15 protein-coding genes are annotated in these 17217 nt (G+C 53.8%); 6 read left to right on the plus strand and 9 right to left on the minus strand.

Annotated features, from left to right (window positions below; translation table 11 throughout):
- Window position 1: 1 nt before the first annotated feature.
- From nuoC to lrhA, 4 genes are all read right to left on the minus strand, one after another.
- A complete protein-coding gene (gene nuoC, locus HB631_RS03605; RefSeq protein WP_213989800.1) occupies window positions 2–1813 on the minus strand; it encodes an NADH-quinone oxidoreductase subunit C/D in 1812 nt (603 codons plus the stop codon).
- Window positions 1814–1898: 85 nt separating this feature from the next.
- A complete protein-coding gene (locus tag HB631_RS03610; RefSeq protein WP_213989801.1) occupies window positions 1899–2591 on the minus strand; it encodes an NADH-quinone oxidoreductase subunit B in 693 nt (230 codons plus the stop codon).
- Window positions 2592–2606: 15 nt separating this feature from the next.
- Window positions 2607–3044, minus strand: coding sequence for an NADH-quinone oxidoreductase subunit A (locus HB631_RS03615; protein WP_213989802.1), 438 nt, complete (start codon window positions 3042–3044; stop codon window positions 2607–2609).
- A gap of 661 nt (window positions 3045–3705) precedes the next feature.
- A complete protein-coding gene (gene lrhA, locus HB631_RS03620; protein WP_213989803.1) occupies window positions 3706–4647 on the minus strand; it encodes a transcriptional regulator LrhA in 942 nt (313 codons plus the stop codon).
- A 1038-nt stretch (window positions 4648–5685) separates the two neighbouring features.
- Between lrhA and HB631_RS03625 the strand changes: the two genes are divergently transcribed.
- Both HB631_RS03625 and yfbR read left to right on the plus strand, forming a co-directional pair.
- Window positions 5686–6906: an aminotransferase class I/II-fold pyridoxal phosphate-dependent enzyme gene (locus HB631_RS03625; RefSeq protein ID WP_213989804.1), complete on the plus strand. Its 1221-nt coding sequence runs from the start codon at window positions 5686–5688 to the stop codon at window positions 6904–6906.
- A 9-nt stretch (window positions 6907–6915) separates the two neighbouring features.
- Window positions 6916–7518 (plus strand): 5'-deoxynucleotidase, encoded by a 603-nt coding sequence (gene yfbR / locus HB631_RS03630; RefSeq protein WP_213989805.1) that lies wholly within the window; start codon window positions 6916–6918, stop codon window positions 7516–7518.
- Between the two features lie 286 nt (window positions 7519–7804).
- On the opposite strand, the gene HB631_RS03635 is transcribed toward yfbR, so the two are convergent.
- The 3 genes from HB631_RS03635 to yfbV all read right to left on the minus strand — a co-directional run bounded on the left by HB631_RS03635 (window position 7805) and on the right by yfbV (window position 9593).
- Window positions 7805–8458 (minus strand): sugar phosphatase, encoded by a 654-nt coding sequence (locus HB631_RS03635; protein ID WP_213990129.1) that lies wholly within the window; start codon window positions 8456–8458, stop codon window positions 7805–7807.
- 23 nt (window positions 8459–8481) lie between these two features.
- Window positions 8482–8976 carry a YfbU family protein gene (locus HB631_RS03640; RefSeq protein ID WP_213990130.1) on the minus strand — a complete coding sequence of 165 codons (495 nt, stop codon included), beginning with the start codon at window positions 8974–8976 and terminating at the stop codon, window positions 8482–8484.
- Between the two features lie 161 nt (window positions 8977–9137).
- Complete coding sequence (gene yfbV / locus HB631_RS03645; RefSeq protein ID WP_213989806.1) at window positions 9138–9593, minus strand: terminus macrodomain insulation protein YfbV; 456 nt, start codon at window positions 9591–9593, stop codon at window positions 9138–9140.
- 353 nt (window positions 9594–9946) lie between these two features.
- Here yfbV and ackA point away from each other — a divergent pair, with 353 nt between their 5' ends.
- Together ackA and pta are read left to right on the plus strand one after the other, a co-directional pair.
- Window positions 9947–11149: an acetate kinase gene (gene ackA / locus HB631_RS03650; RefSeq protein ID WP_213989807.1), complete on the plus strand. Its 1203-nt coding sequence runs from the start codon at window positions 9947–9949 to the stop codon at window positions 11147–11149.
- An 81-nt stretch (window positions 11150–11230) separates the two neighbouring features.
- Window positions 11231–13381 carry a phosphate acetyltransferase gene (pta, locus tag HB631_RS03655; protein WP_213989808.1) on the plus strand — a complete coding sequence of 717 codons (2151 nt, stop codon included), beginning with the start codon at window positions 11231–11233 and terminating at the stop codon, window positions 13379–13381.
- Between the two features lie 613 nt (window positions 13382–13994).
- Here pta and yfcD read toward each other — a convergent pair.
- Together yfcD and yfcE are read right to left on the minus strand one after the other, a co-directional pair.
- Window positions 13995–14567 (minus strand): NUDIX hydrolase YfcD, encoded by a 573-nt coding sequence (gene yfcD, locus HB631_RS03660; protein WP_213989809.1) that lies wholly within the window; start codon window positions 14565–14567, stop codon window positions 13995–13997.
- An 87-nt stretch (window positions 14568–14654) separates the two neighbouring features.
- On the minus strand, window positions 14655–15206 hold the full coding sequence (yfcE, locus tag HB631_RS03665; protein ID WP_213989810.1) for a phosphodiesterase: 552 nt from the start codon (window positions 15204–15206) through the stop codon (window positions 14655–14657).
- 235 nt (window positions 15207–15441) lie between these two features.
- On the opposite strand from yfcE, the gene HB631_RS03670 reads away from it, so the two are divergent.
- On the plus strand, window positions 15442–16071 hold the full coding sequence (locus HB631_RS03670) for a glutathione binding-like protein (RefSeq protein ID WP_213989811.1): 630 nt from the start codon (window positions 15442–15444) through the stop codon (window positions 16069–16071).
- A gap of 177 nt (window positions 16072–16248) precedes the next feature.
- On the plus strand, window positions 16249–17154 hold the full coding sequence (locus HB631_RS03675; protein ID WP_213990131.1) for a TIGR01777 family oxidoreductase: 906 nt from the start codon (window positions 16249–16251) through the stop codon (window positions 17152–17154).
- Window positions 17155–17217 lie beyond the last annotated feature (63 nt).

Below are 17217 nucleotides of genomic sequence, written 5' to 3' on the forward strand. Positions count from 1 at the left end.
ATTAGCGGTCCACATCTGACATAACAAAATCGATACTGCCCAGATAAACGATGAGATCGGAAACCAGGCTGCCGCGTATAACCGAAGGTATCTGCTGGAGATGCGGGAAACTCGGCGTGCGGATACGGGTCCGGTAACTCATGGTGCTGCCGTCGCTGGTCAGGTAATAGCTGTTGATACCCTTGGTAGCCTCGATCATCTGGAAAGACTCGTTGGCCGGCATCACCGGTCCCCAGGACACCTGGAGAAAGTGGGTAATCAACGTCTCGATATGCTGCAACGTGCGTTCTTTAGGCGGCGGCGTGGTCAGGGGATGAGCGGCCTTGAACGGCCCTTCCGGCATATTATCCAGGCACTGCTGAAGAATACGCATGCTCTGGCGCATCTCCTCGACCTTAAGCATGACGCGGCTGTAACAGTCGCTGATGCCGTCGCCCACCGGCACTTCGAAATCAAAATTCTCATACCCCGAATAGGGCCGCCATTTGCGCACGTCAAAGGAGATGCCGGTGGCGCGCAGCGCAGCGCCGGTCACCCCCCAATCCAATGCTTCCTGGGCGCCATAAGCGGCGACGCCCTCGGCCCGTCCGCGCAGCACGCTGTTTTTCAGCGCCGCTTTCACGTAGGAATCGAGGCGTTTGGGCAGCCACTCGAGGAAAGTACGCAGCAATCCGTCCCAGCCGCGGGGAAGATCGTGGGCCACGCCGCCGATGCGGAACCAGGCCGGATGCATGCGAAAGCCGGTAATGGCTTCCACCACGTCATAGATTTTCTGGCGATCGGTAAAGGCCAGGAATACCGGCGTCATACCGCCGATATCCTGAATGTAGGTGCTGATGTACAGCAGGTGGCTATTGATGCGAAACAGCTCGGAGAGCATCACGCGAATCACGTTTACCCGGTCCGGGACCACGATACCGGCCAGTTTTTCCACCGCCAGCACGTAAGGCATTTCATTGACGCATCCCCCCAGGTATTCAACCCGATCGGTATAGGGGATATAACTGTGCCAGGATTGCCGCTCGCCCATCTTTTCCGCGCCGCGGTGGTGATAACCGATATCGGGGACACAGTCGACAATCTCTTCGCCGTCCAGCTGCAAAATAATACGAAACGCCCCGTGCGCCGAGGGATGGTTAGGACCGAGATTCAAAAACATGAAGTCTTCGTTCTCGCGGCTGCGCTTCATGCCCCAATCCTCGGGTTTGAAGGTCAGTCCTTCCATTTCCAAGTCCTGCTTCTGCTTGGTGAGCGTGAAGGGATCGAATTCGGTGGCCCGCGCGGGATAATCTTTGCGCAGCGGATGGCCTTGCCAGCTTTTAGGCATCATGATCCGGGTCAAATGGGGATGGCCGTCGAAGGTCATGCCGAACATCTCCCAGGTTTCACGTTCGTACCAATTGGCGTTGGGGAAAATTTTGGTGACGGTGGGCAGATGCATGTCGCTTTCCGACAACGCCACCTTGAGCATGACGTCCCGGTTCCGTTCGATGGAAATCAGGTGATAAAACACGGTGAAGTCCGCCGCCGGCAAGCCTTCGCGATGAGAACGCAAACGCTCGTCCACCCCATGCAGATCGTATAGCATCACATAGGGCTTCGGCAGTTTTTTCAGGAACAGCAGGACGTCGAGAATCTGCTCGCGCTTGGCCCATACCACCGGAATGCCCGTACGGGTGGGCTGTACTGTGAAGGCATCCGGGCCGAAACGGTCACGCAATTCGCCGATAACCGGATCATCAAGGTGATCGCGAGTTTGCCAGGCCGGCTGGGCGAGGTTTTGCGTCATCAACTCTGTCATAGTTTTTTTCACCAAATTAAGGCTGTACCGGCGTCATGCCATTGAGCGCGTTAACTGATTATGGCCGACAAATGTCTGGTTGCTTCGCGCTTTAAAACTAAATTTCGTCGGGGGAACGCAGGTTGGTTACCGCGATTCGTTCACCCTGCTTGCGATCGCGTTCCGACTGCATATTGGCGCGATAGACCCCTTGGTCGCCCACCACCCAAGATAAGGGCCGCCGCTCCTTGCCGATAGATTCCTTCAACAGCAGCAATGCCTGGATATAAGCTTCGGGACGCGGAGGACAACCGGGAATATACACATCCACCGGCAGGAATTTGTCCACGCCCTGCACCACCGAATAAATGTCATACATGCCGCCGGAATTCGCGCAGGCACCCATGGAAATCACCCATTTCGGCTCAAGCATCTGATCATACAGGCGCTGGATAACCGGGGCCATTTTGGTGAAAGGTGTGCCGGCGATGACCATGAAATCCGCCTGGCGCGGTGAGGCGCGGATAACCTCGGAACCGAAGCGCGCCACATCGTGCACCGCGGTGAAAGAGGTGGTCATTTCAACGTAACAGCAAGAAAGACCGAAGTTATAGGGCCAAAGAGAGTTGCCGCGACCCCAATTCACCGCGTTATGCAACGCGGTTTCAAGCTTGCCGAGAAAGACGCTGCGATTTACCTGCCCATCCCAGGGATCGGCGACGATTTCCTGTTTTTGCAGCGGATAGCGGTCATTTCCGCTGTTACCGTCTTCGTTATCGTCCGGATTAGCTCGGGTAAGTGTATAATCCATTTCTTTGCCTCGCTGTTACGGCTGTCGACGTTGGTTTTCGGCGATGTGGCCGGACCGGCGCAGACGCAGGGAACGTTCGGGCGTCCAATCCAGCGCGCCAATCCGCACCAGGTAAACCAATCCCGCCAACAACACTAAAATGAAAACGGCTGCTTCGCAAAAGCCGCCCCACCCCACTTCGCGGATAGAAGTCGACCAGGCGTATAGATACAATGCTTCCACGTCGAAAATGACGAAAAACATGGCAACCAGGTAATATTTGGCCGAAAGCCGCAATCTTGCGGTTCCAACGGGATCGATACCGGATTCAAACGGGACATTTTTCGAACGGGCATGGGCTTTTCCGCCCAGGAGATAACCGCCGGATAACATGAAGCAGCAGAGACCGGCGGCGCCAACGAAAAACACGGCGAGTGCCCAATAATGGGCGGTGACTTCAGTGGTTATTGACATTCTCTTTGCTTACTCATCAAAAGTGGCGTTTGCAGCCTGCTCTTTAACGGCAGTTCGACTCACCACATCGATTCATGGGAAGGATTAAAAAAACCGCATAGTGCACTGCAGCCACCGGCAAACACAGTCATTATGTGGGGTTTTTACTCCTTTGCATAACCTTCTGTCAACTTGGACAAAGGAAACTTCATAGTAATTTACACATGCAATATCTTATTAACATTTGATGCGTAAGTTAGTCGCTTAATCGTGTCAGTTAACGATGAGAACGGTCCAACAAACTCATCTGGTAACGAGATAACCTGGAAGACACTATACCATTTTCGCGGGAAATCATGTTATTCCGTGTTTTTGGTAAGGGCAAAATATGATCCAGGACACAATTTTGCAACTTTTGACGGTAAAAGTTGCACTTTATGTGCGCCTCGCAACGATTTTTTTTACAGAAACGGCGTTTTGATTTTGATATTCATGGATAAAGCACTGCTTAACATTGTCGGCGAATGAAAACGCGGCACCGTAATGGCGCGGGGGAAAGTGGAGAGACTAAAATCGATATTTATAAGAGCTTCAATTTAATAATTTTATATAATTACCTTTTTAAGAACTTTTAAAAAATTAAGCCCCTTTAATCAGGGGCTTAATCAGCTATATCTCACGATTATTCGTCTTTGACGGTGAAGCTTTCACCTTCTCCCTCCCCATCCGCGGCGCGCGGAAATACCGGACTATAGGAGCCGTTACCGGAGTTGATGGCGCTGAAAATCGCCATGGCCAACTCGTTTTCACATTGAGGATTTTTACACAGAACATACTGCGTATCCGGCAGTACCGGCAATCCGTCGCTTTGCCCGAGGACCCGGAGATCCGAACTCATCATTTCCACCGGCCTGGCGGTAACCCCGAGACCCGCTTTAACCGCAGCGCGAATAGCCGCCAAGGTGGACGCACTGTATGCGATACGCCATGGAATACCCGCTTCCTGTAGAAACTCAATGGCCTGCGTTCGAAACGGACTGGGTTCATCGGAAACCACCAGCGGTATCACATCGCCGGGACTGAAACGGTAATCGGCGGCGCAATACCACAGGGTGGGGGAAGTCCGCAGGGTGACATGGGGATGTTTTCCCTCGCCCAGCGTGGTGATAGCCAAATCCACTTCCCCGCTGTTCAGCATTTCCTGCATGAGAGGACTACGTTTGACACAGACATCAATGGACAGTTTCGGGTAAATCCTGGTGACCCTACTGAGCAGGAACGGCAGTATGGAGTCAGCCGTATCATCAGATGCGCCGATTGTCAGCGAGCCCTGGATGTTGCTGTACATGAGGGACGTGCATGCTTCGTCGTTGTAAAGCAAAATTTTCCTGGCATAACCAAGCAATTGAATTCCGTGTTCGGTCAAAAGCTTGTTTCGACCATGACGGGCAAACAATTCTTTTCCGACAAGCTGTTCTAATCGTTGCATTTGCTGGCTTACAGCCGATTGTGTTCGGCATACTGAAGCTGCTGCGGCCGCAAAGGTGTTAAGATCAGCGACGGCAACAAACGTTCTCAATAAATCAAGATCTAGATTGAGCACTGGACGATTTGCATTGGTCATAATATTGTCTTCACTTTTGAATTCTAATTACACACTACTACCCTGGCGTTTCTAAAAATCGCATTTCCAAGCTATAACCGTATGCAGGTATCCCCCACGTACCTCAACGACAACATTGTCAGTCGTTTCCATAGCCGATACGCACTTAAATCTTGCAGGGACTTTGCGTTTTACAGGCAAAGCTCATACTTATATAAATAGTGGCTAGTATCGTTGAAACCTAGCGCCCACAACGGATAAAGGGCTAAATTTCACAAGGATATCATCTGCATACAGCTAAATGTAAAACAAAGAAAGGCTTAACAGTAAACTAAAACTTAAATGTAATTAATTAAATGGCACGCTCACTTCAATTACAAATGTTGAATATTAGTGGCTAGGTCGTATTTTTTTATCTCAACCTGCTTTATTTACATAAATTTTTCTTAACTATTGTTTCTACGATCAAAATATAACTCATACCAAAATTTTCTTACCGGTAAATGTATACCATAAATAGCCACCTTAAACGAAACAACAATAATTTGTAAGCATCAAAAGTTGACCTTTAATTTTCAATGGGAAAGTGCTCACAAGCCGATGAAGTAGAGATACTTTGCTTGGGTGAAAAGTGTGATAAGTATCATGCTACTTGGCTTCATCCACGCCCACTTACGCTAAAAGGAATGCGAAAGGGATATTTACGCAATTTTTCTTAACATCTTAACCGCTGGTAACTAGACCGGTCGCCAACCGACCTCTTTTATCAGAGTAGACCCTATTAGCCGTCATTAGTATATAAAATACTCAAACCGTGAAACTAAGCGTAATGTAAAGATTATTTCATCAGCATAAAATATTTAACATTACTATTTTTACGGTATTTTTTTCTGCCTGCGACAGCAACGGGAAAATCCCATATTGCCTTACTCCTCTCAGCCTGAACTTAACCGCGAATGCCGCCGTGAAACCTTCTAAAGGGCAAACCAGTGGAGTACATTATGCAGAATGCGTGATTTCCGGGTTGGAATACGTTTTCCCTGCATAAGGCATAATATCGTGAGTACTAGCGTTGAAAAATCCAGCAAATTAGAAAATGTTTGTTACGACATTCGTGGCCCGGTGCTCAAAGAAGCCAAGCGTCTCGAAGAAGAAGGTAATAAAGTTCTTAAGCTAAATATCGGCAACCCCGCCCCGTTCGGATTCGAGGCTCCAGATGAAATTTTAGTAGATGTGATTCGCCATTTGCCCACCTCGCAGGGTTATTGTGATTCGAAGGGCCTTTATTCGGCCCGTAAAGCCATCATGCAGCATTATCAAGCGCGTAATATGCTGGATATTACCGTTGAGGACGTTTATATCGGCAACGGGGTATCCGAGTTAATATTGCAATCAATGCAGGCGCTGCTCAATACCGGCGACGAGATGCTGATACCCGCGCCGGATTATCCGTTATGGACCGCGTCGGTGGTGCTGTCCGGCGGTAACGCCGTGCATTATCTCTGTGACGAAGGCGCCGGCTGGTTCCCGGATCTGGACGATATTCGTAAAAAAATTACGCCGCGCACCCGGGGACTGGTGATCATCAATCCTAATAACCCCACCGGGGCGGTCTACAGTAAGGAGATGCTGTTGGAGTTGGTGGAGATAGCCCGCCAACATAACCTGATTATCTTCTCGGACGAAATCTATGACAAAATACTCTATGACGAGGCGCAGCATCATTCTATAGCCGCCCTGGCGCCCGATTTGCTTACCCTGACCTTTAACGGCCTGTCCAAGACCTATCGTGTCGCCGGTTTTCGCCAGGGCTGGATGGTGCTGAACGGACCGAAAAAACAGGCCAAAGGCTATATTGAAGGACTGGAAATGCTGGCGTCAATGCGTTTATGCGCCAATGTGCCGATGCAGCATGCCATCCAAACCGCGCTGGGAGGTTACCAGAGCATCAGCGAATTTATCATGCCGGGGGGAAGGTTATACGAACAGCGCAACCGCGCCTGGGAACTGATTAACGATATTCCCGGCGTCTCCTGCGTCAAACCCAGCGGTGCGCTTTATATGTTTCCGCGTATCGATGCCCGTCGTTTCAATATCCTCGACGATCAGAAATTGGTGTTGGATTTGCTGTTGGAAGAGAAGGTGCTGCTGGTGCAGGGCAGCGCGTTTAACTGGCCGTGGCCCGATCATTTGCGGATCGTTACGCTGCCGCGAGTGGATATTCTTGAAACCGCCATCGGCAAATTCAGTCGTTTTTTGCAGAAATATCATCAGCAATAAGAGTGAGTTATGAACCAGAGCCATTTTTTTGCCCATTTGTCCCGGTTGAAGCTGATTAATCGTTGGCCGTTAATGCGCAACATCCGTACCGAAAATGTGTCCGAACACAGCCTGCAGGTGGCGTTTGTGGCCCACGCCCTGGCGGTGATTAAAAACCGCAGGTTCGACGGCCGGCTGAATGCTGAACGTATCGCATTGCTGGCCATGTATCATGATACCAGCGAAGTGCTCACCGGCGATATGCCGACGCCGATTAAGTACTTCAATGCGCAAATCGCCCATGAGTACAAAAACATCGAAAAAATTGCCCAGCAAAAGCTGATTGAGATGTTGCCGGAAGAGCTGCGGGAGGATTTCCGGCCGCTGATTGACGAGCAGTCCTATGCGCCGGAGGAGAAAGCGGTGGTGAAGCAGGCGGATACTCTGTGCGCCTACCTGAAATGCCTGGAGGAGATTTCCGCCGGCAACAATGAGTTCACCCCGGCCATGGCGCGGCTGGAAAAAACCCTCGAAGAGCGCAACAGCCCGGAGATGGAGTATTTTATGACGGTGTTTATCCCGAGCTTCAGCCTGTCGTTGGACGAAATCAGCAACCATGATTCGCCGCTGTAAGGGCGCCTCCCCTTTAACAGGCTAGTTGCACGATTGGTGATAGCGGGCCTAGCGTGCTGTGGGGCACTCCAGCGGGCGGAAAAACCACGCCCGCTTCGATCCCATCAGCGCGCTCTCCCTTTAACAGGCTCGTTGCACGATTGGTGATGGCGGGCCTAGCGTGCTGTGGGGCACTCCGGCGGGCGGAAAAACCACGCCCGCTTCGACCCCATCAGCGCGCTCTCCCTTTAACAGGCTCGTTGCACGATCGGTGACAGCTGGCCGTGCCATGAGGCGCTCAGGCAGGTTATCTTAAGCTGACCCTGGCGCCGTCGGCGTCACGGTCGATGCGCAATTGTTCAAGGGAAGTGAGCACCATGCCCACGGCGTCCTTCTGCGGCGTGTGGTCCGGCGGGTTAACCGCTATCACCGGGCAACCGGCGGCGAGCGCGGCCTGTATACCGGCGATGGCGTCTTCCACCACAATACAGTCATGGGGCGCGAATCCCAGCTTATCCGCTCCCAGCAGGTAGGCATCCGGCTGGGGTTTACCCCGCGCCACCTGCTCGGCGGTGATAAGCGCCGCCGGCGCCGGCAGATTGCCGGCCCGTATCCGGGCGGAGGCCACCGGCATCGTTCCCGATGTCACGATGGCCCAGGGAATATCCAGTTCATTCAGGCGATTGAGCAGCGCCACCGCGCCGGGCAACGCCGTCACGCCGTCGGTACACTCCGATTCAAATTTTTCCAGGGCGAGGAATTCAGCCCGCAGCGTCTGTTCACTGGCGCCCGGCATGAAATGGCGCAATGAAAAAATGGCCTGTTTACCATGGATAAAATTAAAAACGTCCTCAACCGGCACACCTTTGCTTTTAGCCCAATTACTCCAGGCTAATTCCACCACCGGTAATGAATCAATCAAGGTTCCATCAAGGTCAAACAAAAAACCTCTACAAAGCACTGGCATATCTCCGGATTAGGCCTTCAGGCATTAATGATTTGCGTAATTTCAACCGCGCTCAAATGGTATTGACGCGGGCAGGACTGCCAAACGGCGAGCATGCGCAGGTATTTATCCCACATTTTGGTTTGGGCATTAAATCCATGCGTACCGGAATCGAAGTGCGTGTAGCGTCCCTCGGTAAAGACCATAAAGCGGACATAAGCCAAGTAACGGGATTCCGTGGCGGCATCGAAACCCAGGAAGGATAAGCGCCGTTCATCAATATCCTGGCGCTCCTTCAAATTGCCCCAGGACACCTGCAGGGCATGATGCATTTCCATAATATCGATAATCGTGCGGCAGACATCTTCGCTTAATTGGCCAAAATCCCGATCCAATTCTGCCATCTGCAAGCCGTATCCGCGTTCCACAATGGTCTGCTGGCGGCGGTAACGCTCGGCATTGTCCGGATCCAGCATGATCATGATTTTATACTGGTTCGACAGAATAAGCCGTTGGGCGTTTGTCATCTCCATCATCCACTCCTGATTTTGTGCTTTATATCGCCGAAACTATCCCGCCGTTAGCATGTCATACTGCAGGCGGTGACGGTATCTGAAGCCGGTGCTTTTTTTTGATTTAAAACAGCCGATGATGAAATATCGGCCCGCCGCATACGTCGGCGGGCGCGGTACGCTTATAAATCGTCCAGAAAGGCTTTGTCGAGCAGCTTGAAGGCCCGCTTGAGAACATCCGCCAGCATCTGGTAGGTAGGCGTGCCCTCCACCGGTGCCATGGCCTGCCCGGCTTCGGTCAATTGGTGGCGCACTTCGTGGAACCAGTGCAGCAGGGTCGGCGGCAGCGGAGTGACCGAGCGCTTGCCCAGCCACCAAAGCCCCTGCATCGGCAGGCTGCAGGCGAAAATGGCGGTCGCCACCGCGGGGCCGAGCTGACCGCCGAGGGCAATTTGCCAGCTCAGGGTGAAGACGGCCACCGCCGGCATAAACCGCACGGCGAAACGGGTGGCGGTGATCATGCGGTTTTCCGGGAAAAGCGGCGCCAGGCGTTTGTCGGTCGGCCAGGTTTTCATATAGTCTTGTCCGCGCTGGAAAATTTTATACCAGCTTACCGAACCGGAGGGGATTGTCGCCATAGCGGACCTCAACTTTACGAATAAAAATTAAATTTTTTGTGCAATATCACAAGATAACTTTGGAACATTTAAATATATTTTGTCTTTGCTGTCGGCAATCGTTATCCTTATTGCCGTCTCGCGGCGGGAATACATCAGCCCGGACTGCAGGATTCAAATATTCTCCGCCCATAGCGGCGGGGAATAAGCAAAATTACGTTTCAAAAAAAATTGAGTAACTTCAACTATTTTCGACTTCATGTCAAAAAAATGACCTTTGGCATGATGTTAATCATAAATCTCAATGGGCTAATGCGCTACGCTTTAAGTCTGATTGATGATTTATTAACCATGCACAACACATAGGTACTTCCATGTCGAGTAAGCTAGTACTGGTTCTTAACTGTGGCAGTTCATCCCTTAAATTTGCCATTATCGATGCTGCAAGCGGTGAAGAATTCCTTTCCGGTCTCGCCGAGTGCTTCAACCTGCCGGAAGCGCGCATCAAATGGAAGATGGACGGCGCTAAACACGAAGCTGAATTGGGCGACCGCGCCGCACACAGTGAAGCATTACGCTTTATAGTTAATACAATTTTGGCGCAAAAACCAGAATTATCGGCACAAATCACCGCTATCGGTCATCGTGTTGTCAATGTCGGCGAAAAATATACCAGCTCGGCCGTGATTACCGACGCGGTTTTACAAGCCATTAAGGATTCCATCCCGTTTGCGCCGCTGCATAATCCCGCGCATATTATCGGCATCAACGAAGCGCTGAAGAATTTTCCGAAACTGGCTGAGAAAAACGTGGCGGTTTTTGATACCGCGTTCCATCAAACCATGCCGGAAGAAGCCTACCTGTATGCCCTGCCGTACTCGATATATAAAGAACACGGCATCCGCCGCTACGGCGCCCACGGCACCAGCCACTTTTACGTGACCCGTGAAGCGGCCAAATTCCTGAATAAGCCGATGTCGGCGGTTAACCTTATCACCTGTCACCTCGGCAATGGCGGCTCTATTACCGCGGTGCGCAACGGCGAGAGCGTGGATACGTCCATGGGACTGACTCCGCTGGAAGGCCTGGTCATGGGCACACGCAGCGGCGATATCGATCCCGCCATCATGTTTTATCTTCATAATGCCATGGGGATGTCGGTTGATCAAATCGACCATCTGCTGACCAAGGAATCGGGCCTGCTGGGACTGACCGGCGAAACCAGCGATATGCGTTGGGTCATCGACAATTATGCGGCGAAACCGGAAGCCAAACGCGCCATGGATGTGTTCTGCCATCGCTTGGCGAAATATATCGGTTCGTATACCGCGTTGATGGACGGCCGGCTCGATGCGATTATCTTCACCGGCGGCATTGGTGAAAATGCGGCCATGGTTCGGGAGCTGACGCTGAAGAAACTGTCGCTGCTGGGCTTTGAAATCGATTTGGAACGCAACGAAGCCGCCCGTTTCGGCAAAAGCGGCGTTATCACCACCGATGCCAGCCGCCCGGCCATTGTTATCCCGACCAATGAAGAACTGGTCATCGCCCAGGACGCCGCCCGTCTGACCGCGTGATACTTTCTCCGTTCCGCCGCAGGATTTCCCCGGCGGAACACTTGTTTGACCAACGAGCAACCGTATAAAAGAGGTTTAGCCGTGTCCCGTACAATCATGTTGATCCCCACCGGCACCAGTGTCGGACTGACAAGCATCAGCCTGGGTGTCATTCGCGCCATGGAACAAAAAGGCGTGCGTCTGAGTGTCTTCAAACCGATCTCCCAGCCCCGTTCCGGTGATGATGCACTTGATGCCACGACCAATATTATCCGCGCCAATTCCACCATTCCCTCCGCCGAACCGCTGCGGATGAGCCATGTGGAATCGCTGCTGGGGTCTAATCAGCAAGACGTGCTGATGGAAGAGATCATCGCCCGCTATCATGACAATACCAAAGATGCGGAAGTGGTGCTGGTGGAAGGTCTGGTCCCGACGCGCAAGCATCAGTTCGCCAATGCGCTGAACTATGAAATCGCCAAAACCCTTAACGCTGAAATCGTGTTTGTCCTGTCCTTGGGCAACGATTCTCCCGATCAGCTGAAAGAACGGATTGAATTGGCCCGTTCCAGCTTCGGCGGCAACAAGAATAAAAGCATCATCGGCGTTATCGTCAACAAGCTGAATGCGCCGGTGGATGACCAGGGCCGTACCCGTCCCGATTTATCCGAAATATTCGATGACTCCACCAAAGCCAGCGTCGCTAATATCGATGCCAAACAGCTGTTCGACAACAGCCCGCTGCCGATATTGGGCGTTGTGCCCTGGAGTTTCGATCTGATCGCGGTGCGCGCCATCGATATGGCCAAGCATCTCGGCGCTACCATTATCCATGAAGGCGATATCCAGACCCGCCGCGTCAAATCGGTCACCTTCTGCGCCCGCAGCCTGCCGAATATGCTGGAGCATTTCCGTCCGGGTTCGCTGCTGGTAACCTCCGCCGACCGTCCCGATGTTCTGGTGGCGGCTTGCCTGGCGGCCATGAACGGTGTTGAACTGGGCGCCATTCTGCTGACCGGCGGTTACAAAATCGATCCTGTCATCAACAGCCTGTGCGAACGCGCCTTCCGCACCGGCTTGCCGATGTTCAAGGTCAATACCAATACCTGGCAGACTTCCCTTAATCTGCAAAGCTTTAGCCTGGAAGTGCCGGCCGACGACCATAGCCGGGTGGAAAAAGTCGCTAACTACGTGGCCGGCCATATCGACAATAAGTGGATAGAATCGCTGACCGCCAGCTCCGAACGTTCACGCCGTCTGTCGCCGCCCGCGTTCCGTTACCAACTGACCGAACTGGCCCGCCAGGCCGGCAAACGTATCGTGATGCCGGAAGGCGACGAACCGCGCACCATCAAGGCGGCCGCCATCTGTGCCGAACGCGGCATCGCCCATTGCGTTTTGTTGGGCAACCCGGATGAAATCCATCGTGTTGCCGCGGTGCAGGGCGTGGAACTGGGTAAAGGCATCGAAATCATCGATCCGGAAGTCGCCCGCGAACGTTATGTGCCGCGTCTGGTTGAGCTGCGCAAGAGCAAAGGCATGACTGAAGTAGTGGCACGCGAACAGTTGGAAGACAACGTGGTGCTGGGTACTCTGATGCTGGAACAGGGCGAAGTGGACGGGCTGGTTTCCGGCGCGGTTCATACCACCGCCAACACCATCCGCCCGCCGCTGCAGTTGATCAAGACCGCCCCGGGCAGTTCCCTGGTGTCCTCGGTGTTCTTTATGCTGCTGCCGGAACAGGTGCTGGTTTACGGCGACTGCGCCATCAACCCGGACCCCACCGCGGAACAGCTGGCCGAGATCGCTATTCAGTCCGCTGACTCGGCCGCCGCTTTCGGCATCGATCCCCGTGTGGCGATGATTTCTTATTCCACCGGCACCTCCGGCGCCGGCAGCGATGTGGAGAAGGTCCGTGAAGCCACCCGTTTGGCCAAGGAGAAACGCCCTGACCTGGTGATCGACGGTCCGTTGCAGTATGACGCGGCCATTATGGCCGACGTTGCGCTGTCCAAGGCGCCGAACTCACCGGTAGCCGGTAAGGCCACCGTGTTCATCTTCCCGGATTTGAACACCGGCAATACCACTTACAAAGCGGTTCAGCGTTCCGCCGACCTGATCTCCATCGGGCCGATGCTGCAAGGCATGCGCAAGCCGGTTAACGACCTGTCCCGTGGCGCCCTGGTGGACGATATCGTCTATACCATCGCCCTGACCGCCATTCAGTCAAAACAGGCTGAAACGGCTAAATAAGCCTGACGGGTGTTAAAGCTGTCACCATGACGCCGGCGCAAGCCGGCGTTTTTATTGCCGCGCTTCCCCCCCTTTAACACGTTTGTTGCATGTCCGGTGATGGCGGGCCTAGCGCGCTATGGGGCGCTCCGCGGCCGACAATGGCCGCTTTGGCCCCATCAGCACGCTCTCCCTTTAACACGTTCGCTGCACGTTCGGTGATGGCGGGCCTAGCGCGCTGTGGGCCGCTCTGCGGCCGACAATGGCCGCTTTGGCCCCATCAGCACGCTCTCCCTTTAACACGTTCGCTGCACGTTCGATGATGGCGGGCCTAGCGCGCTGTGGGGCGCTCTGCGGCCGACAATGGCCGCTTTGGCCCCATCAGCACGCTCTCCCTTTAACACGTTCGCTGCACGTTCGGTGATGGCGGGCCTAGCGCGCTATGGGGCGCTCCGCGGCCGACAATGGCCGCTTTGGCCCCATCAGCACACTCTCCCTTTAACACGTTCGCTGCACGTTCGATGATTGCGGCTTAGCGCGCTGTGGGGCGCTCTGCGGCCGACAATGGCCGCTTTGGCCCCATCAACACGGTCTCCCTTTAACACGATCGTTGCACGCCCGGTGTTGGCGACCGCTATTGTTCGGCGGGCTTTTCTTGCGGGGCGGATGGGGCCAGGGGTTTGCCGTAGCCCTGAGGGTTATTGCGGCTCATCCACAGGGACAGGGCTTTCAGCGAATCGGGAGTAAATTCGTCGCAGCGGGCGGTTATCTCTTCCGGACGCAGCCATTTCACCGCCTCCACTTCCTCGGCCTGCAGGGCGAAAGGGCCGTGGGAAACGCAGCTGAACAGCGCGCCCCACACTCGGCAATGCTCGTTTTCAAAGTAAAACACGCCGTGCTCGGCAAAAGGCACGCCGGCGATGCCCAGCTCTTCCTCCGCTTCACGCCGGGCGGATTCAAGCATATTCTCGCCGGTTTGCACCACGCCGCCGGCGGTGGCGTCCAGATAACCGGGATAGAAATCCTTGATCTCGGTACGGCGCTGTACCAGGATATTGCCGGCGCCGTCGTGGACCACGATATAGCTGGCGCGATGCCGCAGGCGTTCGGCACGCATCTGCTGACGGCTGGCCTGGGCAATGACCTCATTCTCTTCGTTGACGATGTCAACCCATTCAATACCCGCAGCCTGACTTTGTTGCACCATCTTTCGAATCCCTTGTTATAAGACGCGGAAGAGCCGCGCACCTTTTGTAAAAAATTGGAAAATATTCGTACCGAGATCCGTCATAAATTAGTGGGTAATCGCGACTTGCGCAATAGTTTCGCTCGTTTCCAATGAAACTACCCGCAATGTTCCATTTTCCAGCACGCCGTAACTGGGTGGAAAGCCGCCCTTGGGCAAACTCACCGAGCCGGGATTAAAGCAGATAATTCCCTCCACCACCTCGGCCTGGGGGATATGCGTATGGCCGTAGGCCAGTACATCGCCCGGGCGCATGGGCGGGTGGGCGTCGGGATTAAACAGATGACCGTGGGTGATGAACAGGCGGGTCCGCTCCAGCAAGACCTGTTGCCAAGGGGCGGTAATGGGAAACTTCAGCAGCATCTGATCGACTTCGCTGTCGCAATTGCCGCGTACCGCGATAATGCGGTCATCATAATTATTCAACAAGTCAGCCACATCCGCCGGGCGGTATTCCTCCGGCAGCGCGTTGCGCGGCCCGTGATAAAGCAAATCTCCCAGCAGAATCAGCCAATCGGCTCGGCTTGCGTCGAAGGCGGCCAGCATTTGCCTGGCGCCGGCCAGGGAACCATGGATATCGGCGGCAAACAGCAGTTTCATTTACCTCTCCTCACTTTCTATGAAATTATGAATGTATTATCTCTAACTACGCACGAACGACAAACGGACGGAGTGGGCGTTTTGCCTAGCTTAACAAACTTCGCTGATGCGGTAACGCTCCTCTCCCGATTCATGGCCTGGCGCGACGGTGAATAGGGGCCGGGAGGATGCTTTCCTGTGATAATTGTTCTAAAGTGTCAGCATTGATTTACCTACGCGGCGACAAGGAGAAGCTATGATTGACCTGTATTACGCCCCTACCCCTAACGGGCATAAAATTACTCTCTATTTAGAAGAAACCGGCCTGCCTTATCAGATTCACCCCATCAATATTTCGGCAAATGAACAGTTTTCTCCGGCGTTTCTCGCCATCTCCCCCAACAACAAAATTCCGGCCATTGTTGACCAGGAGCCCGCCGATGGCGGCGCACCGTTGAGCTTGTTTGAATCCGGCGCCATTTTGCTTTATCTGGCGGAAAAAACCGGTCAATTGTTGTCAAAAGATCTGCGGGAACGTCAATCCACCCTCCAGTGGCTGTTCTGGCAAGTATCGGGATTCGGGCCGATGCTTGGGCAAAACCACCACTTTAATCATTTTGCCCCTAAACCGGTGCCCTATGCCATGGAACGGTACCAGGTGGAGACCGCGCGGCTGTATGGCGTTCTCAACCGGCAACTGCAGCATCATGAATACCTGGCCGGCGAAGACTACTCCATAGCCGATATCGCCACCTATCCCTGGGCAGTGTCCCACGAACGCCAGCGCATCGATCTTGCTGATTATCCGGCGGTGCGGCGCTGGTTTGATCTGATTGCATCGCGCCCGGCGGTGCAACGCGCTTATGGTCTGACGGCCAAAAAATAACCCAAAACCCGCGCTTCGCCTCGCAAAGCGCGGCATTTTACTGATTGGCAGCCATTTTTTCCGCCGGGCTGCGGTTAAATTCCCCATTAGCGGTGATGAAACACGCAATTTTGCTTCAATATGTCCTATGATTTAAACATAACGGTATGGTTACACCGGTGTAACAGGGGAGCAATGATGAAAATTTTGATGACCGGAGGAACCGGACTGATTGGGCGGCACCTGATCATCAGGCTGCTGGCATTATCACACCAAATTACGGTATTGACCCGTGATACGCCCCGCGCCCATCAAAAACTAGGCTCGCATATCACCACTCTCACTTCCCTCACCTCATGCCAAAAACTGAATGAATTCGATGCGGTAATCAATTTGGCCGGCGAGTCCATCGCGGAGAAACGCTGGACCCCTGAACAAAAAGATCTGCTGTGCCGCAGCCGCTGGGATATCACCGAGCGCCTGAGTCAATTGATCAACCAGAGCGACAATCCGCCCTCGGTCTTTATATCGGGTTCCGCCGCCGGTTATTACGGCAATCAGGACCAACAGTTGGTTACCGAGGACGAACCGCCCGCCAATGAATTCTCCCATACCCTGTGCGAGCGTTGGGAAACCCTGGCGCTGGCGGCGGATAGCGGCAAGACACGGGTATGCCTGTCGCGCACCGGCGTGGTGCTGGCCCCGGACGGCGGCATGCTGAGCAAGTTACTGCCGCTGTTTAAAATGGGGCTGGGGGGGCCGGTGGGCGACGGACGTCAGTTTTTACCCTGGATCCATATTGAGGATATGGTAAATGCCCTGCTGTTTTTGCTGACCACGGATACTCTGCGAGGGCCCTTTAATCTGGTTTCCCCTTACCCGGTGCATAATGAGCAGTTTGCAGCGACCCTGGGGGAAGTGCTGCACCGGCCGGCTATCATGCGCGCGCCGGCCAGCGCGGTGAAATTGATGCTGGGAGAAGGCGCGGCCCTGGTGCTGGGCGGGCAGCGCGCCGTACCGAAACGCCTGGAACAGGCCGGCTTCGTGTTCCGTTACAGCGAACTGCGCGAAGCCCTGGAAGAGATTGTCGCCTCTGCGGCCTAAACGGCCGTCGCCGCGAAGCGCCGTGCCCGCTAAACCAACGCTATAACCTCGGGCCGAATACGC

Origin of the sequence: Sodalis sp. dw_96 (genome assembly GCF_018449575.1) — a bacterium.
In the GTDB taxonomy this organism is placed as follows: domain Bacteria; phylum Pseudomonadota; class Gammaproteobacteria; order Enterobacterales; family Enterobacteriaceae; genus Acerihabitans.